Source organism: Pantoea sp. X-Soil-ISGK-285, assembly GCF_059730815.1.
In genome coordinates this window covers 3,171,847-3,193,255 of sequence record NZ_AP035938.1, presented here as the reverse complement: position 1 = coordinate 3,193,255, position 21,409 = coordinate 3,171,847, and the positions used below count along the sequence as shown (strand labels likewise).

Annotated in this window: 24 protein-coding genes, 1 pseudogene and 1 other annotated feature; of the genes and pseudogenes, 9 read left to right on the top strand and 16 right to left on the bottom strand. The window is 52.5% G+C overall.

The window, feature by feature from the left end; all coding sequences use genetic code 11:
• Positions 1-24: 24 nt before the first annotated feature.
• The 11 genes and pseudogenes from AC6I8B_RS15060 to AC6I8B_RS15010 all read right to left on the bottom strand — a co-directional run bounded on the left by AC6I8B_RS15060 (position 25) and on the right by AC6I8B_RS15010 (position 7,136).
• Positions 25-255 carry an ogr/Delta-like zinc finger family protein gene (locus tag AC6I8B_RS15060; protein ID WP_074399310.1) on the bottom strand — a complete coding sequence of 77 codons (231 nt, stop codon included), beginning with the start codon at positions 253-255 and terminating at the stop codon, positions 25-27.
• Between the two features lie 70 nt (positions 256-325).
• Positions 326-1,429 (bottom strand): phage late control D family protein, encoded by a 1,104-nt coding sequence (locus tag AC6I8B_RS15055; RefSeq protein ID WP_497817485.1) that lies wholly within the window; start codon positions 1,427-1,429, stop codon positions 326-328.
• A complete protein-coding gene (locus AC6I8B_RS15050) occupies positions 1,426-1,887 on the bottom strand; it encodes a phage tail protein (RefSeq protein WP_497817484.1) in 462 nt (153 codons plus the stop codon). Before AC6I8B_RS15050 ends, AC6I8B_RS15055 begins: the two co-directional genes overlap by 4 nt.
• Positions 1,884-3,542: a phage tail tape measure protein gene (locus AC6I8B_RS15045; RefSeq protein WP_497817742.1), complete on the bottom strand. Its 1,659-nt coding sequence runs from the start codon at positions 3,540-3,542 to the stop codon at positions 1,884-1,886. Before AC6I8B_RS15045 ends, AC6I8B_RS15050 begins: the two co-directional genes overlap by 4 nt.
• A gap of 42 nt (positions 3,543-3,584) precedes the next feature.
• A pseudogene (locus AC6I8B_RS15040) lies at positions 3,585-4,460 on the bottom strand (phage major capsid protein, P2 family); the annotation flags it as partial.
• 44 nt (positions 4,461-4,504) lie between these two features.
• Positions 4,505-5,362, bottom strand: a complete 858-nt coding sequence (locus AC6I8B_RS15035; RefSeq protein WP_497817483.1) for a GPO family capsid scaffolding protein — start codon at positions 5,360-5,362, stop codon at positions 4,505-4,507.
• A 213-nt stretch (positions 5,363-5,575) separates the two neighbouring features.
• Positions 5,576-5,803: a DUF2732 family protein gene (locus tag AC6I8B_RS15030; protein WP_497817482.1), complete on the bottom strand. Its 228-nt coding sequence runs from the start codon at positions 5,801-5,803 to the stop codon at positions 5,576-5,578.
• 69 nt (positions 5,804-5,872) lie between these two features.
• Positions 5,873-6,211, bottom strand: a complete 339-nt coding sequence (locus AC6I8B_RS15025) for a DUF5347 family protein (RefSeq protein WP_033786606.1) — start codon at positions 6,209-6,211, stop codon at positions 5,873-5,875.
• Positions 6,175-6,363, bottom strand: a complete 189-nt coding sequence (locus tag AC6I8B_RS15020) for a phage filamentation protein Fil family protein (RefSeq protein ID WP_497817481.1) — start codon at positions 6,361-6,363, stop codon at positions 6,175-6,177. The genes AC6I8B_RS15025 and AC6I8B_RS15020 overlap by 37 nt, the downstream gene beginning before the upstream one ends.
• A gap of 3 nt (positions 6,364-6,366) precedes the next feature.
• Positions 6,367-6,876 carry a phage regulatory CII family protein gene (locus AC6I8B_RS15015; RefSeq protein ID WP_154210525.1) on the bottom strand — a complete coding sequence of 170 codons (510 nt, stop codon included), beginning with the start codon at positions 6,874-6,876 and terminating at the stop codon, positions 6,367-6,369.
• Between the two features lie 35 nt (positions 6,877-6,911).
• Positions 6,912-7,136 carry a QIAIP family phage-derived DNA-binding protein gene (locus AC6I8B_RS15010; RefSeq protein WP_337029298.1) on the bottom strand — a complete coding sequence of 75 codons (225 nt, stop codon included), beginning with the start codon at positions 7,134-7,136 and terminating at the stop codon, positions 6,912-6,914.
• Between the two features lie 122 nt (positions 7,137-7,258).
• Between AC6I8B_RS15010 and AC6I8B_RS15005 the strand changes: the two genes are divergently transcribed.
• From AC6I8B_RS15005 to AC6I8B_RS14990, 4 genes are read left to right on the top strand one after another with little or no spacing between them, the layout of a single operon-like run.
• Complete coding sequence (locus AC6I8B_RS15005; protein WP_497817480.1) at positions 7,259-8,110, top strand: phage repressor protein CI; 852 nt, start codon at positions 7,259-7,261, stop codon at positions 8,108-8,110.
• Between the two features lie 7 nt (positions 8,111-8,117).
• On the top strand, positions 8,118-8,366 hold the full coding sequence (locus AC6I8B_RS15000) for a hypothetical protein (protein WP_157354354.1): 249 nt from the start codon (positions 8,118-8,120) through the stop codon (positions 8,364-8,366).
• Position 8,367: 1 nt separating this feature from the next.
• Complete coding sequence (locus AC6I8B_RS14995) at positions 8,368-9,408, top strand: phage integrase (protein WP_497817479.1); 1,041 nt, start codon at positions 8,368-8,370, stop codon at positions 9,406-9,408.
• Positions 9,401-10,354 (top strand): hypothetical protein, encoded by a 954-nt coding sequence (locus AC6I8B_RS14990; protein WP_497817478.1) that lies wholly within the window; start codon positions 9,401-9,403, stop codon positions 10,352-10,354. Before AC6I8B_RS14995 ends, AC6I8B_RS14990 begins: the two co-directional genes overlap by 8 nt.
• Positions 10,355-10,577: 223 nt before the next feature.
• On the opposite strand, the gene AC6I8B_RS14985 is transcribed toward AC6I8B_RS14990, so the two are convergent.
• The gene (locus AC6I8B_RS14985) at positions 10,578-11,114 is read right to left on the bottom strand and encodes a GNAT family N-acetyltransferase (protein WP_010248470.1); all 537 of its coding nucleotides are present in this window, start codon (positions 11,112-11,114) and stop codon (positions 10,578-10,580) included.
• 288 nt (positions 11,115-11,402) lie between these two features.
• Between AC6I8B_RS14985 and AC6I8B_RS14980 the strand changes: the two genes are divergently transcribed.
• Together AC6I8B_RS14980 and tyrA are read left to right on the top strand one after the other, a co-directional pair.
• Complete coding sequence (locus tag AC6I8B_RS14980) at positions 11,403-12,482, top strand: 3-deoxy-7-phosphoheptulonate synthase (RefSeq protein WP_010672116.1); 1,080 nt, start codon at positions 11,403-11,405, stop codon at positions 12,480-12,482.
• 5 nt (positions 12,483-12,487) lie between these two features.
• Complete coding sequence (gene tyrA, locus AC6I8B_RS14975) at positions 12,488-13,609, top strand: bifunctional chorismate mutase/prephenate dehydrogenase (protein ID WP_033758683.1); 1,122 nt, start codon at positions 12,488-12,490, stop codon at positions 13,607-13,609.
• Between the two features lie 55 nt (positions 13,610-13,664).
• Here the strand turns inward: tyrA and pheA are convergent, their stop codons facing one another.
• The 4 genes from pheA to bamD form a co-directional block, all read right to left on the bottom strand.
• Positions 13,665-14,828 carry a bifunctional chorismate mutase/prephenate dehydratase gene (gene pheA / locus AC6I8B_RS14970; RefSeq protein WP_010248448.1) on the bottom strand — a complete coding sequence of 388 codons (1,164 nt, stop codon included), beginning with the start codon at positions 14,826-14,828 and terminating at the stop codon, positions 13,665-13,667.
• 22 nt (positions 14,829-14,850) lie between these two features.
• Positions 14,851-14,975 (bottom strand) — a sequence feature (Phe leader region).
• Positions 14,927-14,974, bottom strand: coding sequence for a pheA operon leader peptide PheL (gene pheL, locus AC6I8B_RS14965; RefSeq protein WP_193555295.1), 48 nt, complete (start codon positions 14,972-14,974; stop codon positions 14,927-14,929). (Overlaps the previous feature by 48 nt.)
• A gap of 101 nt (positions 14,976-15,076) precedes the next feature.
• The gene (gene raiA / locus AC6I8B_RS14960) at positions 15,077-15,412 is read right to left on the bottom strand and encodes a ribosome-associated translation inhibitor RaiA (RefSeq protein WP_497817477.1); all 336 of its coding nucleotides are present in this window, start codon (positions 15,410-15,412) and stop codon (positions 15,077-15,079) included.
• A 281-nt stretch (positions 15,413-15,693) separates the two neighbouring features.
• Positions 15,694-16,425 carry an outer membrane protein assembly factor BamD gene (gene bamD / locus AC6I8B_RS14955; RefSeq protein ID WP_010248444.1) on the bottom strand — a complete coding sequence of 244 codons (732 nt, stop codon included), beginning with the start codon at positions 16,423-16,425 and terminating at the stop codon, positions 15,694-15,696.
• Positions 16,426-16,554: 129 nt separating this feature from the next.
• Between bamD and rluD the strand changes: the two genes are divergently transcribed.
• The 3 genes from rluD (at position 16,555) to clpB (ending at position 20,959) form a co-directional block, all read left to right on the top strand.
• Positions 16,555-17,532: a 23S rRNA pseudouridine(1911/1915/1917) synthase RluD gene (gene rluD / locus AC6I8B_RS14950; protein ID WP_010248442.1), complete on the top strand. Its 978-nt coding sequence runs from the start codon at positions 16,555-16,557 to the stop codon at positions 17,530-17,532.
• On the top strand, positions 17,532-18,260 hold the full coding sequence (gene yfiH / locus AC6I8B_RS14945) for a purine nucleoside phosphorylase YfiH (protein ID WP_157354356.1): 729 nt from the start codon (positions 17,532-17,534) through the stop codon (positions 18,258-18,260). The genes rluD and yfiH overlap by 1 nt, the downstream gene beginning before the upstream one ends.
• Positions 18,261-18,373: 113 nt before the next feature.
• A complete protein-coding gene (gene clpB / locus AC6I8B_RS14940; protein ID WP_029519628.1) occupies positions 18,374-20,959 on the top strand; it encodes an ATP-dependent chaperone ClpB in 2,586 nt (861 codons plus the stop codon).
• Positions 20,960-21,409 lie beyond the last annotated feature (450 nt).

The window sequence follows — 21,409 nt, the reverse complement described above, 5'->3', positions numbered from 1 at the left end:
CATTAAAAAACCCGCCGGAGCGGGTTAGAGCCAGAGTTGGCCTTGGGACGTTTTGGGGCCTCCACGTGCAGGGTGGGGCGGTACAGGATTTACTCTACCTGGGCACATGATTATATCGGTTACAGTTTCTAAGGATTTGAAGGTGCAGCCGCAGTTGATGTTTTGGCACTGGTTGTAACGTTCTTTTGTGTTCTCAGAGAGCACAACACTGCTGCGAGTGTGTGCAGCGTGAGAGCACTTTGGACAATTCATCATTTAGGATTCGCCCTGTTGAATATTTAACTTGATCATACCTATTGGTTATCCAAAAGGATAATTAATTTTACTATTGCAGGGCTGGGTCCTCAATTTTAACTTCAAGTTCGATACTGGTCGTATATCCGCTGTCAGCGGTCAGGCTATGCGTCAGCGTTGTGATGATCCATTCCCCCGCATCAATCTGCTGCTTAAATCCGCTGACCTTCACCGGCATTTCCGTGTAAAGCTCTGCGCGTCCCTTCGCCAGCTGGATTGAGAAGGTTGCAACACCACGCTGCAGGCGCTCCCACTGCATTTTGGCCGCCCGTTCGGCGTTGCCCCGGTTCGCGTAAGTGCGGCTCAGTACCAGCACGTTCTCGTCCGTGCCGATAAGGTAATCCCCTTGCTTCGCCTCCGGTTCCTTCTTCTTCTTCACCGGGGCTTTACGTCGCCTGCGCTTCACCTTCGCCACTGGTTTTTTTGCCGGTTCACGGGTATGCAGCCAGCTGGCTATCACGCCGGTGTAGGCGTCGCGGTCTGCCAGGGTGAAGCGGTGACTGTCTCCGTCCCTGCGCTGAAGGGTGATTACCGGCAGCGCCTTGCCGCTTGCCGTTTTACCCTGACCCTGGCGGATAAACAGCAGATTACCGTCCTTGACGCAGGCCACCGCACCGCACTGTTTAGCCAGGCGCATCAGAAAGCTGGCGTCTGATTCGTTGGTCTGATCAATATGGTCAATTTCTGCGGCGGCCATGTCCTCACCCATCGCCGTCTTCAGCTTATGCCGCCCGGAGATATCCCGGACAATTTCGCCCGCTGTGGTTTTGTGCCAGGACTTCTCCCGCTTCGTGTTCAGGGTCTGCCGGAAGTCCGCGCTGCGCGCCCGCAGCGTCAGGCGGTCAGGCGTGCCGCTGTGCTCGATTTCATCAACCACATAGCTGCCTTTCGGAAAAAGCGCCTCACCCTGCCAGCCCAGCGCCAGCGACAGCACGACGCCCCGGCGCGGCAGCTGCAGCTGGCCGTCCGCGTCGTCCAGCTCGATGTCCAGCTGATCCGCCTCAAAGCCCCGGTTGTCAGTGAGCGTCAGGCTCAGCAGGCGCTTTTCCAGCTTCTGCGTGATGTCTGCGCCGTCCATCGTCAGCCGGAACGCCGGTGAGTTCTGCTGGCCGTTAATCCACGGGCTGGTCATCATGAAAATAATCCTCCCGCTGCGGCGCTCACCTTACCGGCGGCGGTGGCGGCTGCGCCCTGCATGGCAGACAGCTGATCGCTGAGGCTGCCGAACATCTCGCCCAGCGATTCATCGGTGCGCTTCAGCGTCAGCGTGAATTCAATGCGGCGGCACACACCGCTGCTGAAGAACTCCGCTTTGGTCTGGCTCAGGCTTTCAATCACGAACATGCCGTAAATCGTCCCGCTGCCCTCGATAAGCGGCCACGCGCGGCCCAGCTCCGCAATCTGCTCCAGCGCGAACAGCGACAGCCTGCCGCCGGAAAGCGTCAGCGTGTCGTTGTCCGGGCCTAAAAACTGCAGCGACGGCCTCACGCCCACGCGACTGTTTGACGGGAAACGCCAGCTGCGCTGATACTGCAGTTCCTGATAGGGCACCGTTTTCAGCATGAAAACAAATAAGCCCAGCGTCATCATCATTCCTCAAATCCTCCCCTGTCCCGGTAACTGCTGCGGGCGCGGGCCTGCGCCTGCCGCTCTTTTGCCTCCAGCCTGCGCATCACCTCATCAACCAGATCCTGCTGACTCTCTCCCGGCTGTTGCACGATGGTGAAGGAGGCGTGAATCTGCGGCGCAGCTCCCTGTGCAGCACTGCCACTCATGCGCGGTGCTTCCTGCCGGTAAGCCTGAACCGGCAGGCTCAGCGGGTGCAGCGGCTTCGCCTCCGCCGTCGCTCCGGCACTGCCCAGCGTCAGCGCCGCCAGTGCAGCCAGCCGTGCGGTGCTCCGGCGGCTGGTCACGTTCGCCGGACCGCTGACCAGCTCCGGCCCGTTCTCACCGGCCACGCCGAACTGCCCGGATGGAATGAAGCCGCCGCTGTCGTACATGCCCGCAAATCCGGGAAACCCGCCCGGCGGCAGGGATATACCGCCGCCCGTTTTTACTGTTGCCGGTCGCGGCTGCTGCTGCCCGCCGGACTTATCGCCGCCCGGCTTCAGGAAGTCCGGCAGGTAGTCGGTCAGAGACGACAGCTTGTTTTTAATCGCATCCCATTTCTGGCTGATACCCGCCATCAGGCCGTCAATCATCTGTGAACCGGCCTCCTGAAACCGCGTGGGCAGCGCCTTCGCGTCGGCGACAATCTCGCCCCACTTTGTGCTGATGTAGGTGCGGATCGCAGTCCAGACGCTGCTGACCTTAGTGCTGATACCGTCCCACAGCGCGGCAAGTTTTGGCCCCAGCGCGGCAAGTTTTGGCCCCAGCGTGTCCCAGTTCTGCCAGATAAGCAGCGCCCCGGCGGCAATCAGTCCGATAACGGCCAGAATCGGGTTTGCGAACATCAGCCGCCCCAGCCACAGCACGCCGTTCCCCACGATGCCGATGGCGCTTTTAATCAGCCCGAAGGCGCTGAATGCTTTTATACCTAACACGCTGAAGCTCAGCCGTAGCAGCGCAAGCGGCCCCAGAACCGCCGCCAGGCCGATCATAAACGTGCCCAGCACCATTACCACCGCCGATATGATCGCCGCTGCTTTCATCAGCGTGCCCGCCAGCTCCTTGTTGTTTTCCACCCAGCGGCGGGTTGCACCGGTGACTTTTTTCACCATGTTCATGATGTCCATCAGCGGCGTGCGCAGCGAATCGCCCAGGCCGCTCATGGTGTTGGAAACGCCGGTTTTAGTCAGCATCCACTGTGCCGAAAGCGAGTCCTTATTGATGTCTGACTCTTTCTGCATGGAGCCTTTTGCAGCATCCCCCTGTGTCAGTGCCAGCTGCCTGCGCAGCTCCGGCATGTTATTGACAAGCTTTGCCGCTGCAGGGCCGAACTCCTTGCCAAAGAGCATCGTCAGCGCGGGCACTCTCTTGCTGTCCGGCAGTTTTTTAACCTTTTCCAGCACGCGCATGATGGTGCCCATCGCATCCGTGGTCATCTGCTTTTCAATCTTTGCCGGGTCCAGTTTCAGCAGGTCCATGCCGTCCATAAACCGGTTACTCTGCATCGTGGCTATAGACAGCTCGCGCACCATGGCATTAGCGGAACTGGCCGCAATCTCAGAGGTGGCACCCAGTGTAAGAAATGTTGAACCCAGCGCCGCCACCTGTCGGAAGTTCATCCTGTCGGCCACGCCACCCATACGCTGTAGCACATCAATGATGTCCGCCCCTTTGGACATGGCGTTATCCAGGCGGGTGATCAGCAGCGCATTCGCCGGGAAGTACGGGGCGCGGACCGCCTGCAGGCCGCCGATGCGCTTCTGGCTGATGATCAGATCAGCGGCCAGCGCTTCGGTGTTGGGCTGGCTCTGATTAACCAGCGGGAAATACTTGTCAGCCAGCAGCTGGCGTCCGCAGATAACCACCAGTTCGGTGTCGTCCTGATACTGCACGCCGATTTTTTCCGACACCGCGCCCATCACAACCGCGTCCAGGTTACGGAACAGGCCGTTTTTACCCACGGTGATTTTGTCCGACACCACTTTGCCGTCGTCACCGATGTGCTGACCCAGCACCTGCGCCGGTTTTTCCTGGCGGATTTTTTCCAGCCAGCCAATATTCACGTCCTGCAGCAGCGGGTTCTGCACGCGGTTGGAGGTCTTCTCACGCTTCAGGCCGTTGAAGCCGATCATGATGCGGTCCAGCGCCTGACGCTTCACGATGGCGTCACGGATGCGCACCTGGAAATCGCTGAACTTCGCCCACATGTCCAGCTTTGAATAAGGCAGCGCCGTGTCAAAGTTGGTCTGCGTGCATTTGTAGCCATCGCCGTCAATGTAGGTCGGATCGGTCGGTTCGCGCTCTTTCTGGGTGGTATCGGTGGTGCCTGCAATGGTGGTGCCGATCCCCAGCCCCAGCCGTTCGCCGCTCTGCTCACTGACCGGCATGATGTTGATGGCCTGCAGGAACGCAGACGACTCCTGAATTTTGCTTTCCAGCGTCTGCGACACGGACGGCTCAATGGTGAATTTGCTGTTCAGCGCAGACAGGTCAATCTTGTTGATTTCTGCCAGCACCGACATGTAAGCATTCAGCTTAAAACGGGTAGTATTTTTCATCGCTTCGCTTTCTCTGTTCGTTAAAAAGGTTTGCCGCCGCTGTATCAGCAGTCGGTGCGCACTTCGCCGCCGCTGCCGTTACCCTGCGTGCGCGGGCGGACCTGCTGGCGGCCATCTTCCCGGCTCAGCTGCTGCTGCAGTTCGGTGAACTCCGCCTGCAGCTGTTCGCGCTTCAGCACTTCCTCACCCAGCGCACTGCTGAAATGTGATTTCAGGCTGTCGGCCTGTTCGCTCAGTGCCGTTTCAATGCGCGCGCTCAGGTCCTGCTGCTCGGTGGCAATCAGCTCAACCGCCTGATGCACGTCGCTGAAGCGCGCCGCGTCGGTCTGCTGCTGTTTGCTGAACATCGCTTTGATGCGGGTAAACAGGGCGGGCTTTTCGTCGGCCACGTCCTCAAACTCGATCAGGGTTTCTTCAGCGGCAGAGAAAACGTTGTCAGGATGCTGCTTGCGGTTTGCCAGCGGGTTCGCCCCGGCGCTGGCACTGAACTGCAGCATTTCCGTGCCGAGGCTGGCCGGATCGTCAGTCACGGCCAGGCCAATCAGATAGGCCGCGCCGGTGTCCGCGAATTCCGGGCGGATTTCCATAGAGGTAAAGATTTTCTGCATGGTGCCGGTCAGCGTGACCAGCTCGTCAGTCGGGTTGATCAGGGCATACAGCGCCAGCTTGCCCTTCAGCGGGCCGTCGCTGATTTCTTCAGCGTCCAGCGCTTCGACTACGCCAAAGCGACGAAACGGACTGTCTGGCGTGTAGCCCTTGATGTGCTCCATGTTGATCACGGCGGTGTACAGCTCAGGGCTGTAATTTGCCGCCATCTGTTCAAGCCAGCTGCGCTCGATGGTGCGCCCGTCCGTGGTGGCACCTTCCACCCCGATACGAAAACGCTTTGCTTTCTTTGCCATTGTCTAGGCTCCGGTCAGTAAAACTCTGTGAGGCTCTATGGTTGCGGCGGCAGGGGTATCGAAACAACGCGCGGACGTTGTACGGGAAACCACACAATGAGGGATGGCGGAAAAGGAAGCGGCGGGGCCGTATTTTGGCTGCATGAACATGACACCCGCCCCAGACGACCTCGATCCCCGCAGGCAGGCTTTACTGCTTTACTTTCAGGGACATCAGTGCAGCTCCTGCGCCTGGCGCTCAAAACGTTCTGCTTCTTTGTCCAGCAGCTCGATGATTTCCGCCGCAGACATTTCGTTTTTGCGGGCATGAATTGCCAGTGCGGCAAGGCGGATAGAAACTGACAGAGCATCATCAGAACGCTGCTCGGTTTTTGCCTTGCTCAGCAGGACGGCCAGCGCGTCCTCATCGGCTTTAAAATTACGGGTCTCGATATTTCGCATTTCACTTTCTCCTGAATTCGGGCAAAAAAATGCCCGGCGGGTTTACGCCATTTAATTTCGTTGGGTTAATTAATTAGGTAACGTCAGATTCTTTGGAAATAAACTCACGACTGCCTTTAAGTGATTCATCGCGCTAATCAGCGCCGTTAATTCGTCACTCGTCAGTTCACTAAAATCAACGCTGTGACGTTCTTTGCTGATATTTGCCAGGAAGAATATTGCGCTCAGTGCGCGGCCATTTTGTTCAGCCTGGTGATCGCGCTTATTACGCATATCTGCGATAAAGCGTTTGAGTTCGTGGCTGCAATCGCCGTACATCATGGTACGAAGCGCAGAGATATGATTAAGCGCACTTGCACGCTGCCCCGCGTTCATCTGAACAGTGATACTCTCAGCTTTGTAACCCATGATTCTTTCCTCTTACCGGTTAATTCTGCCAGCAGTTCGGCCTGTGATATTGCCGGATGCCAGCTCCTGCCCTTATCTGCTGCAATCCAGCCGTGGCCGTATGCGTGGGACGGGCTTTGCCGCTTCAGAAGCGGAGCTACTGAAAAGGCCATATTTCACACCATCCCGATAGATGCACCGATACCACTTAACACATCAGCAGTACCCGACAGCGCAGGGTTAGAGTGGACGCGAGTCTGGACCGCGAGGGCCGCCAGCATCATGCAGCGAATGCCGGTATTAGCAGCTTCAACGATCCCGCGACGGCATGAGGTGGTAATGCTGGCGTGATTAGCAGCACTGGCAGCAAGCGTCCCGACCTGAGCGGAAGCATTGAGCACGTAAGCCGGAAATTTTTCAGCGGCATGTTCATTGACAGGAACACACGGCAGACAGTGCAGCTGCGCCAGCATCCCATCCATCAGCGTTGCGTCCTCGGTCAGATCAGTAAGCAGCAGCACTTCAGGAACGGTCAGCTGATGCACCTGATCAGGATTGAGTTTGTTACGAAGAGTCTGCACTTTCATGCCCGCTTGCTGGGCCAGCTTCACCATATTGTGGGACAGCGCAAACTTGCGGCAGGCGTCGTCATAGTGGCTATGGGTGGAAGTCTTAAAATCAAACATGGTCATTCCTTTGCTCAACTTAAATAATTAAGTTGTTACGCAGCGACGTAGTGGCAATTGACACCTTGAGCGAGCAAACGCGCGCGGAAGGCAACCATGTTGATGCGTGCGGCACCACCAACTTTTTTACGTGGCATAACAAGCAGATCACCATCTTCAACCATCTGTTTCACAGTGCGAAGGCTGTAACCATAAGCCTGTGCGAACTGTTCATAAGTCATCAGATCGGGGCCGCTAGGTATTGTAATTTGATTGGTCATCGGGGATTATCTCCAGTTGGCAGTATTTACGGTGCATTGGCGTGCATTTTCACTAACGAAGTGGATGATATATTCCAAATGGATTTGTGTAAACAGATCATATTGGATTATTTGAAGGGTATATGACCGATTACAACAGCGATGTTAAGGCCATACTGGAGAGAATCCTTAAATCTTATGGGGTTAGCTCACGCCCAGAGCTAGCGGAACTTCTGAAAATTCCGTTACCTACTATCCAAAATTGGGTGGCTCGCCAGAGTTTACCCGGCGATTACATCGTTCAATGCGCATTGGATACGGGAGTAAGCCTTAGATGGCTGGTTAGTGGTGAACTTGCAAATGTAAGTTCAGGTGGGGTGAAGCATCCCTCTCTTAAAGGGAAGAAGCTTCATGACACTATGCTGGCTAATGGCGGGCGGGCAGTGTTGGACCGCATAATGCACGCATATGGCTTTACTATGCAGAAGCAGCTCGGTGACTTGCTTGATATTCCTTCAGCGACGATGAGCGCATGGGTTCGCAGAGATTATTTTCCAGGTGATGTTGTCATTACATGCGCACTTGATACGGGGGTTTCTCTTTCTTGGTTAGCTACTGGCCATGAGGATGAGGCACTACCCACGAAAGATTTAGCTGATCAGCTGATACCATCCATACCTGCACGAAAACTCTCCGGAGGCACATTAGAGAATCAGGCTGATGTGAGTTTTAATCTTTCACTTTTTGGCTTTGATTTAACTAACCCCCTTTATATTCAACGCGGCTCGATGTCATGGATCGTGGAAGAGGACGCTCAGACCATTGGTAATGGTGATTGGCTATTAGATATTGATGGAAATAAAGATATTTATAGCGTTTCACGGCTTCCGGGTAATAGGATCAAAGTTACTAACAATTCATCTTCATTTGAATGTTCAGAAAGTGATGTAAACCCTATTGGTTTCGTAATGCTGACAATATCCAAAAATTTATAGGGAAATTATGGCTGAGTTTATTTTATTAATAATAGCGACAGTGAGCGGTATTGTTTCAGCTCATATTAATTGTAAAGCAAAAAGCATCAGAGGTTTTAAAGCTTTTATGAGTCTATGCCTTGGTGGGGCAGTGCTGGGCACAATAATGCTTTTTAGTTTCTTAGCGCCTATGTGGGTTTCATATTCAATCGCGGCTGTATGTATTGCCATCCTAATCAATAATATATCTAAATTTAAAAAATCTTTGGTTAGTTAACATGTCCATCAAAAAACTGTCATCTGGTGAATGGCTTGCTGATTTTTATTTAGATGGGCGCGGCAGTCGACGTGTCAGGAAAAGCTTTGCGACAAAAGGTGAAGCGGTAGCTTTTGAAGATTACACGCGCGCTGAGGCCGGAAACAAACCGTGGATAAAAGAGAAGGAGGATCGCCGCAAGCTTAGTGAGCTGATAAATCTCTGGGATTCTCTGCATGGGCAGTCGCTCAAGGCCGTCAAATCTCGTAAGGCTAAATTAGATATTGTGTGTGCCGGACTAGGTGATCCGATAGCCTCTCAGTTGACGGCAAAAGATTGGGCGCATTATCGTGACCAGCGCTTGAAGGGTAAAATTTCTAATGGCTATCACGACGATGAATCAAAGTGGAAAGTAAAGCCTATTACTGTCAACAGAGAGCAAAACTATCTTGCCGCTGTTTTCAATGAACTGAAGCGATTAGGGGAATGGACTTTACCTAACCCACTGGAAGGTGTCAGGACATTCCGGGAAGACGAAAAGGAAATGTCCTGGCTTACCTTAAGGCAGATCACAGAACTTCTGAATGGCTGCGAGCTTTACGGAAAGCCAGACTTAAAGATGATATGCAAAGTTTGCCTGGCTACTGGCGCGCGCTGGACTGAAGCGGAAACCCTGACCCGTTCACAGCTATCACCTAATAAACTTTCATTCTTTAAAACTAAAGGCGGCAAAAACAGAACGGTTCCTATCCAGCAATGGCTTTATGACGAGCTAAAGGAAAGGCAGGGGAGGATGTTTAAGCCATGCTATCAGGACTTCAAGAAGATGTTAGCTACTACAACTATCCAGCTTATAGAAGGCCAGAAAACCCATGTGCTCCGGCACACTTTTGCCAGCCATTTTATGATGAATGGTGGCAACATTCTGGTGCTTCAAAGAATACTCGGTCACGCTAACATCCGTGAAACCATGAAGTATGCTCACTTCGCTCCTGACCATTTAGAGGAAGCAGCGGCGCTTAATCCTTTATCAAATTTTAAAAGAGGTATTAATAATGAGTGACAATTCAAAAGAAGATGATAAAAAAATTAGCATTGAAGAAAGGTTTTTTTATGAAAGAAAGAAGCAGGGTGTTAGCAATGTTATAGAGGTAATTGCTTTTTTTATTGCTGCCAACGTTATTTTGTTAAATGGTACATTTGACGCTACCCTTAGTTATATTATTCCGGGGTATGATAGTGATTTCCATAGAATGCCTGTTTTTTCTAAGGCCTTGTTCATAACTGTTTTACATATAATATTTACGGTGGTTTATGGGATATCCCCCCTACAGCTAACGTATAGAAAGCTAATAAATCCTAAAATAAGAATATCTAATAAAGTTCATGCTGGTAGTGTTAGGGTGGGAAAAAATAACTCTAAGGAGATTCTTACATCCAGTCAATCTAATGATATGCCGTCAAAATCATCGGGCAACCAAAATGAAACCGCCGAATTTTATTTCAAAGAGTTGATTTTTTCATCTCAATCTCTTTCAAAAAATATTTATAATCGTGGTAGTTTGTATTTAATGATAGGGTTAATTTGTGCTTTTGCAGGCATTGCCTTTTTTTATTCTCAGACTCATGTTGTTGATTTAAAAAAAACACCATCACAACAACTTTTGTCAATACTACCTAATTTTGGTGTTTTGTTTTTTTTAGAGTTGGTTGCATTTTTCTTTCTTCGCCAATATAGGACTATCATGGATGAGTTTAGATATTATGAAGCGATTAAACGTTCAAGAGAAGAAACATTGGCTATCATTAAGTTTACGTTAGAAAGCGGTAAAGAGGTTGATCTCGCCGAAGTGATTGAGAAGGGAAGGCTTGGTGGTAACCCTGGTAAACTTGAGGCTGGACAATCTACAGAAATTTTAGAATCAAGAAAACTCGATAAAACTGAACTTGAGACGCTAACAAAGCTTGTTGAAACGGTGGTAAGTAAGTTAGGGCAGGGAACAAAATAGTGCCTACATTTTGACTACAGAGCATGGTTTTCATAGCACTTGTTTGCACTACACTTTACTTTAAACCTATGTTTGTATTTAAATTTATAGGGAAATCAACACCTAAATAAAAAAGCGTCTTAACTAAGGTATCGCTAACGCGACATCTAAAAGTTAATAGCAAACAAGGGGTTGGCATCTGCCAGCCCCTTTTTTATGTCACAGTCAACCTTACTGCCTGCAGTTAACCGTCGTCCGGCCGCTGAAAATGATAAATCGCGGTATTAACCGGCCCTTCCTCTAATACGATCAGGCCATAGCGACAGCCAATGAACTGACCACCGCACTTCTCAGCCACGCCCCGACTGGCCAGGTTATCCTCTGCTGCCAGAATCTCAATCACCCGGGTCTCTGGGCGTGAAAACCCCAGCGGCAGCAACGCGGCCACCGCGCGGCTGGCGATTCCCTGACGCTGTGCATCACTGCGAACCCAGTAGCCAATTGCGCTGGTGTCACCCGGATGACGGGCAAAGCGTATTCCTGCGCCCCCCAGCAGCTGGTCATGCTGATCAACGATGGCAAACTCTTCCGCTTCCTCTTTCATCCGTTGCCAGTGGGTAAAGCGGATCCAGCTTTCTGCTTCATGAGGCTGATAATCGTGATGCGCCCAGACCATCCATGGGATAAGGCTATCCAGCGAGGCATTAACCGCAGTGGTAAACGCAGATACGTCGCTGAGCTCAAAAGGTCGCAGATAAATATTTTGTGGTGATGGGTACATAACTCTCTCAGCGCGAACAGAATGATTCTTTTATTCTGCCTGTGGGTAGAAGAAAGGCAATAACCTTAACTGTAAACTTATTTGTACAATTGCGTTTGGTTTTTTGTGGTTGAGCTTTTTATTATATGCATGATTTTATTGGTTATTTTAAGTATATTTCGCACCCTTCTTGATCCGTGGTAATAAAAGTGTACATATAATATTGCACTATGTATTGTATGTGATACAGTATTTGCATTCCTCAGTGAGGAGTCCATGACTGCCAATACGAGCCAAAGGATCGCCATCATGCAAAAAGACGCGCTGAACAATGTGCATATCGCCGGTGAACAGGTATTAATCACGCCTGAAGAGCTGAAAGCGAAGTTTCCACTGACCACTGAACAGCAGGATCAGGTCGCGGCGTCGCGCCAGACTATCTCTGACATTATTGCCGGCCGCGATCCGCGTCTGCTGGTAGTGTGCGGACCCTGCTCAATTCACGATACCGAAGTGGCACTGGACTATGCTCGTCGTCTGCAAACCCTTTCTGAACAGCTGAAAGATCAGCTCTTTATCGTGATGCGCGTCTATTTTGAAAAACCTCGTACCACCGTCGGCTGGAAAGGGCTGATCAACGATCCTTTCATGGATAACTCGTTTGATATGGAAGCGGGTCTGCACATTGCGCGCCAGCTGCTGGTGAACCTGGTTGAAATGGGTTTGCCTCTGGCCACTGAAGCGCTGGATCCCAATAGTCCGCAATATCTGGGCGACCTGTTCAGCTGGTCTGCCATTGGCGCACGTACCACTGAATCTCAGACGCACCGTGAAATGGCATCGGGCCTGTCGATGCCGGTAGGCTTTAAAAATGGCACCGATGGCAGCCTGGGAACGGCAATCAACGCCATGCGTGCAGCCGCAATGCCACACCGTTTTGTCGGGATTAATCAGGCCGGTCAGGTCTGCCTGCTGCAGACTCAGGGCAATCCGGATGGTCACGTGATCCTGCGTGGCGGCAAAGCGCCGAACTACGGTCCTGAAGATGTCGCGCAGTGTGAAAAAGAGATGCTCAAGGCGGGACTGCGTCCGGCCTTAATGATAGATTGCAGCCATGGTAATTCGAATAAAGACTACAGCCGTCAGCCTGGCGTAGCGGAATCCGCTATTGCGCAGATCAAAGACGGGAACCGTTCAATCATTGGTTTGATGCTGGAAAGCCATATCAATGAAGGTAACCAGTCTTCTGAGCAGCCACGCAGCGAAATGAAGTATGGTGTTTCCGTAACCGATGCATGCATCAACTGGGAAGTGACCGAAACGTTGCTGCGTGAAATGCATCAGGATCTGCAGGGAGTGCTGTCGGCGCGTCTGTCACAAGAGGTGTAAGAGCAATGGTGGCTGAACTGACCGCGTTACGCGATCAAATTGACAGTGTTGATAAAGCGCTGCTGGATCTGCTGGCTAAGCGACTGGAACTGGTGGCCGAGGTAGGTGAGGTGAAGAGCCGTTACGGCCTGCCTATCTATGTGCCTGAGCGTGAAGCGACGATGCTGGCTTCCCGTCGTAAAGAGGCCGAAGCGCTCGGCGTCCCACCGGATCTGATTGAGGATGTGCTGCGTCGCGTGATGCGGGAATCTTATACCAGCGAGAATGATAAAGGCTTTAAAACCCTCTGTCCTGAACTGCGCCCGGTGGTGATTGTCGGTGGTAAGGGCCAGATGGGCCGGCTGTTTGAAAAAATGCTCGGGCTATCAGGCTACACGGTTAAAACGCTGGATAAAGAGGACTGGCCTCAGGCTGAGACTCTGCTCAGCGATGCCGGAATGGTGATCATTAGCGTGCCGATTCACCTGACCGAGCAGGTGATTGCCCAACTGCCACCACTGCCGGAAGATTGTATTCTGGTCGATCTGGCGTCGGTCAAAAACCGGCCTCTGCAGGCAATGCTGGCTGCCCATAACGGGCCTGTGCTGGGTCTGCATCCGATGTTTGGCCCGGACAGCGGCAGCCTGGCAAAACAGGTGGTGGTCTGGTGTGATGGAAGACAACCGGAAGCGTATCAGTGGTTCCTGGAGCAGATTCAGGTCTGGGGTGCGCGTCTGCATCGTATCAGCGCTGTTGAGCATGACCAGAACATGGCATTCATTCAGGCGCTGCGTCACTTTGCTACCTTCGCTTATGGTCTGCATTTAGCCGAAGAGAACGTCAATCTGGATCAGCTGCTGGCGCTCTCGTCGCCCATTTACCGGCTTGAACTGGCGATGGTGGGGCGGCTGTTCGCTCAGGATCCGCAACTCTATGCGGATATCATCATGTCTTCAGAGAGTAATCTGGCGCTGATAAAACGCTATTACCAGCGGTTTGGTGAAGCGATTGCGCTGCTGGAGCAGGGCGACAAGCAGGCGTTTATCGCCAGCTTTAACCGGGTTGAACAGTGGTTTGGCGATCACGCAAAACGCTTCCTGGTCGAAAGCCGAAGCCTGTTGCGATCGGCCAATGACAGCCGCCCATAAATGACAGCCATCCATCAATGAAAAGGCATCCAGTTGGATGCCTTTTTTCTTCTTTTTATTCGCCAGGTTCAGCGGGCACCACATTTTCGCTGGGGTAACAGCCCAGTACCTTCAGAGAGCGGGTCATGGTCTGTAATTCCTGCAGCGCCTGCTGCATCCGCTCTGATTGCAGGTTGCCCTGCACATCAATGTAAAACATCTCCTCCCACGGATTACCATTAATCGGGCGGGACTCCAGCTTGCTCATAATCAGGTTGTGCTGACGCAGTACCAGCAGCGCGTCGACCAGCGCACCCGCCTGCTGGCCGGTTGCCATAATCAGCGTGGTTTTCGCTGGCACCTGGTCGGAAACCTCGATTGCTTTGCGGGCCAGCACGATAAAGCGGGTGTGATTCTGCTGCTGATTCGCCAGATTACGTTCCAGCACCTGCAGCTGATAGAGTTCGCCGCCGGCCTCACTGCCCAGCGCCGCCACCTTAGGTGAGTTGAGCGCAGCCACTTTCTCCATCGCTGCCGCGGTACTCTCGGTGTATTCGATTTTCCAGTGCGGGAAACGATTAATAAACTGGCTGCACTGCTGGAACGGCTGAGGATGGCTGTAAACCGTCTCAATCTGCTGAAGGTCGGTGGGGCCATTCACCAATACGCAATGGTCGATAGGCAATGTCAGCTCGCCCACGATTGAGAGGCTGGTCTGTTGCAGCAGATCGTAGACATCGTTGATCGAGCCTGAACTGGTATTCTCAATCGGCATCACGGCGTAATCAGCCACGCCATTTTCGACCTGTTTGATGATGTCGTGAAACTTCAGGCAGCCACACTCCACCATGCTATCGAAATGGCGCGACGCGTAGTTGCGTGCTGCAAGATGCGAATAAGAGCCTTTCGGGCCCAGAAAGGCGATACGGGCGGCATGCGCATGGGGATGATTGAGGTTTTTTTGCAGCAGCGCTTGCTGAGTCAGCACGGAATCTTCAATTACCAGCTGGAACAGACGGGTGATGTAGTGCGCATCCAGGTTGTGTGCCTTACCCAGTACGATGAGATTCTCCAGTAGCGCGCGTTCGCGCTCCACATCCCGAATCGGGCGATGCGTCGCCAGTTTCGCTTGTGCAACTTCCACTGCCAGCAAACGACGCTCGGCCAGCAGCGTCAGAAGTTTTTTATCCACGGCGCTGATTTTATCGCGTAGCGCCAGCAATGGATTATCGGGATTCATAGGGCTCACCTGTATGCTATCCAAAAAAAAAGCCTCCCGGTTGGGAGGCTTCGGTGTTCGTCTTCGCTTTCATTTTCACACGACGAATGGCCTCCCGTTCAGGGGAAGGTAAAAAAGAAAGCGAAGAAAAACAGATCAGGTTTCATTGTTATGTCCGAAAAGAGAGTGACCTGAGAGTAACCGTACTGCTTAAAAGCTGTCAATAAAAAACGCGCCCGCAGGCGCGTCAAGAAACAGCGTTAAGAAAATCAGGACTCTTCGTCGGCGGGAATGATGTCTTTCACGCTGGCACTGGCGCGGCGTGCTTCAGACTTGTGCTGAACTTTATTCAGCTGACGCTCGAGCTTGGCAATCAAATCGTTGATAGCGGTATACATATCATCGTGCTTGGCGCAGGCCACCAGAGTCCCGTTAGGTGTGTTAATAGTGGCGTCAGCCACGAATTCTTTGGGCTCTTTGGAAAGGACAATATGTGGATTAATCAGGTCGGTTTGCCATTTTTCGAGCTTGGCGAGACGGTCTTCAACATGGCTTCGGATTGCCGGAGTGATGTCCATTTGTTTACTGGTAATGTTCAGAATCATCGTTCTTACCTCTCTGTCATTTCCGTCTTGGTCTTCTCAGCATAGCGCGAAAAAGCGTTCAATGTGGGATTTCGATCACGAAAAAATGTCACTTTTTGTCAGTCACAACATTCTGTGAGAAAGGCAGAGAAACTGGCCGAAATGGCTTGAAGCGAAACGATTAACACGGCATGCTTGATGAGTTAGCTCGCTGAGAACAGATCCAAATCTGACTGTTCTGTAAGCAAAAAAAAGCAGCCCTGAGAGGCTGCTTTTTTTATGGCTGGAAATCTGTCTGACTATCAGCTTTTGTTAGCTGCAATGATTTTCGCCACTTTATCGGCTTCAGCGTTCAGCTGCAGATTGCGGTAAGCATTTTCCATCAGCGGCAGGGCATCGTGTGTTGCCTGCGTATCCGGATAATCGCGCATCATACCTTCGACACGGTTAACAACCGCGACATAAGCCTCACGCTTAGTATAGAATTGCGCCACTGACAGCTCATATTTAGCCAGACGGTCTTTCAGATAGACCAGGCGTTTCTGAGCATCAGCCGCATACTGGCTGTTCGGGTAACTCCGCAGCAGCTGAGAGAAGTCGCGGAAAGCATCACGAGCGTGCGTCGGATCGCGGTCAGAACGATCAATACCAAAGAAGCCCTGCAGCGCGGAGTCATCCAGCGCCATGTCCGTCAGACCTTTCATATAGATGACATAGTCAATGTTCGGATGCGTGGGGTTCAGACGCATAAAGCGAGCAATGGCAGCCTGCGCCAGGGGCAGATCGGCATTTTTATAGTACGCGTAGATTAAATCCAGCTGCACCTGCTGCGAATAAGGACCGAACGGATAACGATTATCCAGCGCTTCCAGTTGCTTAATCGCAGCTTTAAAGTTACCGTCCTGCAGCTTTTGCTGCGCTGTAGCATAGATTTCAGAAGGCGGGCTGTCCGGTACCGCGTCATTTGAGCCGGAACAACCAACAAGTGCCAGGCTCAGTGTGGCAGCAGCCACCAGATGTTTCATACGCGTCATGACGAAGTGATTATCCTCAAATGTTATGGCGGAAGCTGTCCGTATAGCTCCCGGTAATGACCAGGTACGATAGCACATTATATTAAACGGCATCGCCGTGAAAACCCAACGTTAACGAAGAAGCTGTATATGGCACAACAAGTTCAACTCACCGCAACGGTATCCGAATCACAACTCGGACAACGCTTAGATCAGACTTTGGCGGAATTGTTCCCTGATTATTCACGTTCTCGCATAAAAGAGTGGATCCTCGATCGTCGCGTTACTGTAAACGGCGTCATGGTCGATACACCCAAAGAAAAAGTGCTGGGCGGCGAGCTGGTCGCGATTGACGCTGAGATCGAGGAGGCGCAGCGCTGGGAACCGCAGAATCTGCCACTCGACATCGTTTATGAAGATGAAGACATTATTGTCATCAACAAACCACGCGACTTCGTGGTTCACCCTGGCGCCGGTAATCCGGATGGCACGGTGTTAAACGCCTTACTTCATCACTATCCGGCGATTATGGATGTGCCGCGCGCGGGCATCGTACACCGCCTGGATAAAGACACCACCGGTTTAATGGTGGTCGCGAAAACCGTTCCGGCTCAGACGCATCTGGTGGACTCGCTGCAGCGTCGCGAAATCACCCGCGAATATGAAGCGGTTGCGATTGGCAACATGACTGCGGGCGGCACCGTTGAGCAGCCTATCAGCCGTCACTCAACCAAACGCACCCACATGGCGGTACACCCAATGGGTAAACCGGCGGTCACTCATTACCGCATCATGGAGCACTTCCGGGCCCATACCCGTCTGCGCCTGCGTCTGGAAACCGGTCGTACTCACCAGATCCGTGTGCATATGTCTCACATCAGCCATCCGCTGGTGGGCGATCCGCTTTACGGTGGCCGTCCGCGTCCACCAAAAGGCGCGTCTGAAGCATTTATTACTACGCTGCGCGGTTTCGATCGTCAGGCACTGCACGCCACGATGTTGCGCCTCTATCACCCCATCAGCGGTATTGAAATGGAGTTCCATGCTGCGCTTCCGCAGGACATGGTTGATTTAATCGCGGCGTTAAAAGCAGACACTGAAGAATTTAAAGACCAGTTGAATTGGTGATGAATCTGATTACTCCTCAATGGCCCGCTCCGTCACGCGTTCGGGCCTGCTCGACGCAGCGACAGGGCGGCATCAGCACATCGCCCTGGGATGCACTGAATCTCGGCGGGCATGTGGGAGATAATCCGGATGCGGTGGCGCGTAACCGGCAGTTGCTGTTGGAAGAGGCGGGTTTACCTGCCATGCCGCAGTGGCTGGATCAGGTTCATGGCACTGAGGTTGTGCGTCTGACTGCAGGGGGAAGTACGCCATTACGTGCTGATGCCTGTATTACCGATCAGCCCGGCGTCGTCTGTGCCATCATGACCGCTGACTGTCTTCCGGTCCTGTTCTGTTCGCAGGATGGCACGGAAGTGGCGGCGGCACATGCAGGCTGGCGCGGACTTTGTGCGGGTATACTGGAAAATACGCTGGCGCAGTTTCGTTCGCCGCCTGATCAGATTCATGCCTGGCTTGGACCGGCAATCGGACCTGATGCGTTTGAGGTCGGCGAAGAAGTCCGTCAGGCCTTTATGGCTCAGGATCACAGGGCTGTGCAGGCTTTCCGTCCATCAGGTGACCGCTTTTACGCCGACATCGGCCTGCTGGCGCAGATGCGACTACAGGCAGCGGGCGTGAATTCAGTCAGCGCCAGCAGCCTTTGTACCTTTACGCAGCGCGACGATTTCTTCTCTTTCCGCCGCGATGGGATCACCGGGCGTATGGCAACTTTGATCTGGCTGTTATAACCTTACGCCATAAGACGGTCCAGTTAGCGTATTTTTTACTCAAATCTCAGGTCATTAACCTTGAAATTTTGAGGGATGACCTCATTTAATCTCCAGTAGCATTTTGACCTGTAATGGGAGGAATTATGCGTCTGGATCGTCTTACTAATAAATTTCAGCTGGCTCTCGCCGACGCGCAGTCCCTCGCTCTGGGACACGACAATCAATTCATTGAACCTCTGCATCTGATGAGCGCATTGCTCAAACAGGAAGGCGGATCGGTTTCACCTTTACTGACTTCGGCCGGTGTCGACGTTACGCCATTTCGCGCTCAGGTTGAGCAGGCTATTGATCGCCTGCCACAAGTTGAAGGCAGCGAAGGCGATGTACAACCCTCATCTGACCTCGTCCGGGTATTAAACCTGTGCGACAAGCTGGCGCAGAAGCGCAACGATAACTTTATTTCATCCGAATTATTTGTTCTGGCCGCGCTGGAATCGCGGGGCTCACTGGCCGATCTGCTCAAAGCAGCGGGCGCAACGCGCGAAAAAATCACCAGTGCGATTGAACAGATGCGGGGAGGAGACAACGTGAACGATCAGGGGGCTGAAGATCAGCGCCAGGCTTTAAAAAAATACACTATCGACCTGACCGAGCGGGCAGAGAAGGGCAAACTCGACCCGGTCATCGGTCGTGACGAAGAGATTCGCCGCACCATCCAGGTTCTGCAGCGCCGTACCAAAAACAACCCGGTACTGATTGGTGAACCTGGCGTGGGTAAAACCGCGATTGTCGAAGGGCTGGCGCAGCGCATCATCAATGGTGAAGTGCCTGAGGGTCTGAAAGGACGTCGGGTACTGGCACTGGATATGGGTGCGCTGGTGGCCGGGGCGAAATATCGCGGTGAATTCGAAGAGCGTCTGAAAGGCGTACTGAGTGACCTGTCGAAACAGGAAGGCAACGTCATTCTGTTTATCGACGAGCTGCACACCATGGTGGGAGCCGGTAAAGCGGACGGTGCGATGGACGCCGGCAATATGCTTAAACCTGCGCTGGCGCGTGGTGAACTGCACTGTGTGGGTGCCACTACGCTTGACGAATATCGCCAGTACATTGAAAAAGATGCCGCGCTGGAGCGTCGTTTCCAGAAAGTCTTTGTGGCTGAGCCAAGTGTGGAAGATACCATCGCCATTCTGCGTGGTCTGAAAGAGCGTTATGAACTGCATCACCATGTGCAAATCACTGACCCGGCGATTGTCGCGGCGGCGACCCTGTCTCATCGTTATATTGCTGACCGGCAGCTGCCGGATAAAGCGATTGACCTGATCGATGAGGCAGCTTCAAGCATTCGTATGCAGATGGACTCGAAGCCGGAGTCACTGGATCGCCTTGAGCGCCGTATCATTCAGCTGAAGCTGGAGCAGCAGGCGCTGAAGAAAGAGGCGGACGATGCCAGCATCAAGCGTCTTGAGATGCTGGAAACCGAGCTCAACCAGAAAGAGCGCGAATACGCCGAGCTGGAAGATGAGTGGAAGACAGAGAAAGCCTCGCTGTCCGGCACGCAGAACATCAAAGCGGAACTTGAGCAGGCGCGTCTGAATTTAGAGCAGGCACGTCGCCAGGGTGACCTCGCTCAGATGTCAGAGCTGCAGTACGGTAAAATTCCGGCACTGGAAAAACAGCTAGCCGCAGCGACTCAGGCGGAAGGCAAGACCATGAAGTTACTGCGTAACCGGGTAACCGATGTGGAGATTGCCGATGTGCTGGCACGCTGGACCGGTATTCCGGTCGCACGAATGATGGAAGGTGAGCGCGATAAGTTACTGCGCATGGAGCAGGACTTACATGGCCGGGTCATCGGACAGGATGAAGCGGTTGAGGCGGTATCAAATGCTATTCGCCGTAGTCGCGCAGGCCTTTCTGATCCAAACCGGCCTATCGGTTCCTTCCTGTTCCTGGGGCCAACCGGGGTCGGTAAGACGGAGTTGTGTAAAGCGCTGGCTAACTTCCTGTTCGACAGTGACGATGCGATGGTTCGTATCGACATGTCTGAATTTATGGAAAAACACTCAGTATCACGGCTGGTGGGTGCACCTCCGGGTTATGTCGGCTATGAAGAGGGCGGTTATCTGACCGAAGCTGTGCGCCGTCGGCCTTATTCGGTCATCCTGCTGGATGAAGTAGAGAAAGCGCATCCTGATGTCTTTAACATTCTGCTGCAGGTGCTGGATGATGGGCGTCTGACGGATGGGCAGGGCCGGACGGTCGATTTCCGTAACAGCGTGGTGATTATGACCTCTAACCTGGGATCAGATTTAATCCAGGAGCGGTTCGGCAATCTCAGTTACCCGGAAATGAAAGATATCGTGATGGGTGTGGTCGGACAGCATTTCCGTCCTGAGTTCGTCAACCGTATTGATGAGGTGGTGGTGTTCCATCCGCTGGCTGAGAAACATATTGCGTCCATTGCGCAGATTCAGCTGCAGCGGCTGTACAAACGTCTGGATGAACGGGGTTATCAGCTGCACATCTCTGATGATGCGATCAAACTGCTGGCGGAGAACGGATATGATCCGGTATACGGTGCACGTCCGCTGAAACGTGCGATACAGCAGCAGATCGAGAACCCGCTGGCTCAGCAGATCCTTGCCGGTTCGCTGGTGCCAGGCAAAACCATCGAAATGGATGTGGAGAACAACATCATTACTGCACATCAGTAAGGGTGTGGAATGAAAAACGGGCCTCTGGCCCGTTTTTTTTTGCCCTTTTGAGGGGTTTTTGCTTATTTAATACTCCTTTTGAGTGCAAAATGAACGGTCAGTAAAAAAGTCTCAATTTGCACTTGCGCTATCTGAGCCGTTCCCTATAATGCGCCTCCACTGACACGGCAAACCGGAAACGGAAAACGGGTCAGAAGGCACAGGAGACTGCGCCGCCGGAGAAAAACTTCTGAGAAAGAGGTTGACTCTGCAGGAGGAAAGCGTAATATACGCCACCTCGCGACAGGACGCTAACGCACTGTTCGCACTGCTCTTTAACAATTTATCAGACAATCTGTGTGGGCACTCGCAGGATTGATATCAGCGTCTCCGGACGTAAAAAATATCAAGCCTCACGAGTGAACACATAATGAAATTCATTATGACGTTTTACAGATGAGCACCGCTTAA

Coding starts and splice junctions, on each gene's coding strand:
- AC6I8B_RS15060 (WP_074399310.1), bottom strand. CDS start 255: ATGATGAATTGTCCAAAGTGCTCTCACGCTGCACACACTCGCAGCAGT.
- AC6I8B_RS15055 (WP_497817485.1), bottom strand. CDS start 1,429: ATGATGACCAGCCCGTGGATTAACGGCCAGCAGAACTCACCGGCGTTC.
- AC6I8B_RS15050 (WP_497817484.1), bottom strand. CDS start 1,887: ATGATGATGACGCTGGGCTTATTTGTTTTCATGCTGAAAACGGTGCCC.
- AC6I8B_RS15045 (WP_497817742.1), bottom strand. CDS start 3,542: ATGGGTGGCGTGGCCGACAGGATGAACTTCCGACAGGTGGCGGCGCTG.
- AC6I8B_RS15035 (WP_497817483.1), bottom strand. CDS start 5,362: ATGGCAAAGAAAGCAAAGCGTTTTCGTATCGGGGTGGAAGGTGCCACC.
- AC6I8B_RS15030 (WP_497817482.1), bottom strand. CDS start 5,803: ATGCGAAATATCGAGACCCGTAATTTTAAAGCCGATGAGGACGCGCTG.
- AC6I8B_RS15025 (WP_033786606.1), bottom strand. CDS start 6,211: ATGGGTTACAAAGCTGAGAGTATCACTGTTCAGATGAACGCGGGGCAG.
- AC6I8B_RS15020 (WP_497817481.1), bottom strand. CDS start 6,363: ATGGCCTTTTCAGTAGCTCCGCTTCTGAAGCGGCAAAGCCCGTCCCAC.
- AC6I8B_RS15015 (WP_154210525.1), bottom strand. CDS start 6,876: ATGTTTGATTTTAAGACTTCCACCCATAGCCACTATGACGACGCCTGC.
- AC6I8B_RS15010 (WP_337029298.1), bottom strand. CDS start 7,136: ATGACCAATCAAATTACAATACCTAGCGGCCCCGATCTGATGACTTAT.
- AC6I8B_RS15005 (WP_497817480.1), top strand. CDS start 7,259: ATGACCGATTACAACAGCGATGTTAAGGCCATACTGGAGAGAATCCTT.
- AC6I8B_RS15000 (WP_157354354.1), top strand. CDS start 8,118: ATGGCTGAGTTTATTTTATTAATAATAGCGACAGTGAGCGGTATTGTT.
- AC6I8B_RS14995 (WP_497817479.1), top strand. CDS start 8,368: ATGTCCATCAAAAAACTGTCATCTGGTGAATGGCTTGCTGATTTTTAT.
- AC6I8B_RS14990 (WP_497817478.1), top strand. CDS start 9,401: ATGAGTGACAATTCAAAAGAAGATGATAAAAAAATTAGCATTGAAGAA.
- AC6I8B_RS14985 (WP_010248470.1), bottom strand. CDS start 11,114: ATGTACCCATCACCACAAAATATTTATCTGCGACCTTTTGAGCTCAGC.
- AC6I8B_RS14980 (WP_010672116.1), top strand. CDS start 11,403: ATGCAAAAAGACGCGCTGAACAATGTGCATATCGCCGGTGAACAGGTA.
- tyrA (WP_033758683.1), top strand. CDS start 12,488: ATGGTGGCTGAACTGACCGCGTTACGCGATCAAATTGACAGTGTTGAT.
- pheA (WP_010248448.1), bottom strand. CDS start 14,828: ATGAATCCCGATAATCCATTGCTGGCGCTACGCGATAAAATCAGCGCC.
- raiA (WP_497817477.1), bottom strand. CDS start 15,412: ATGATTCTGAACATTACCAGTAAACAAATGGACATCACTCCGGCAATC.
- bamD (WP_010248444.1), bottom strand. CDS start 16,425: ATGACGCGTATGAAACATCTGGTGGCTGCTGCCACACTGAGCCTGGCA.
- rluD (WP_010248442.1), top strand. CDS start 16,555: ATGGCACAACAAGTTCAACTCACCGCAACGGTATCCGAATCACAACTC.
- yfiH (WP_157354356.1), top strand. CDS start 17,532: ATGAATCTGATTACTCCTCAATGGCCCGCTCCGTCACGCGTTCGGGCC.
- clpB (WP_029519628.1), top strand. CDS start 18,374: ATGGGAGGAATTATGCGTCTGGATCGTCTTACTAATAAATTTCAGCTG.